We start from the raw sequence: 588 nt of genomic DNA on the forward strand, positions 1-588 counted from the left end.
CGGCGGTCGCCGAGTCCCTCGCCGCCCGCGGCACGGTGCAGGCCGTCGTGAGTTCACCGCTGCGGCGCTGCCAGGAGACGGCGGCCGAGGTCGCCGGGCGCCTCGGCCTGGAGGTCCGGACCGAGCACGGGCTGCGGGAGACGGACTTCGGAGCCTGGGAGGGGCTGACCTTCGCCGAGGTCCAGCAGAAGTACCCGCGGGACCTCGCGGCCTGGCTCGCCTCCGCGAAGGCCGTGCCGACCGGCGGCGGTGAGTCCTTCGCCGCAGTGGCCCGACGGGTGGCGGTGGCGCGGGACAAGATCCTCACCCGCCACTCCGGCCGCACGGTACTGCTGGTCACCCACGTGACGCCGGTGAAGACCCTGGTCCGGCTGGCGCTGGGCGCACCGCCCGAGTCGCTGTTCCGGATGGAGCTCGCCGCCGCCTCGCTGTCCGCGGTGGCCTACTACGCCGACGGCAACGCCTCGGTGCGCCTGCTCACCGACACCGCCCACCTGCGCACCGGCTGACCGCCGGGCCGGCCGCCACCACCGAGGCGGGTCGGTCGGTGCGGGTCGGCGGCGCGGCCGGTGCGGAGTCGCCGGTACC

1 protein-coding gene is annotated in these 588 nt (G+C 76.4%); it reads left to right on the forward strand.

The annotated features are described in order from the left end of the window. A partial coding sequence (locus tag ACYVE9_RS30205) for a histidine phosphatase family protein (protein WP_461031038.1) occupies positions 1 to 509 on the forward strand: 509 nt, incomplete at its 5' end. Positions 510 to 588 lie beyond the last annotated feature (79 nt).

Source organism: Streptomyces sparsus (assembly GCF_054776295.1).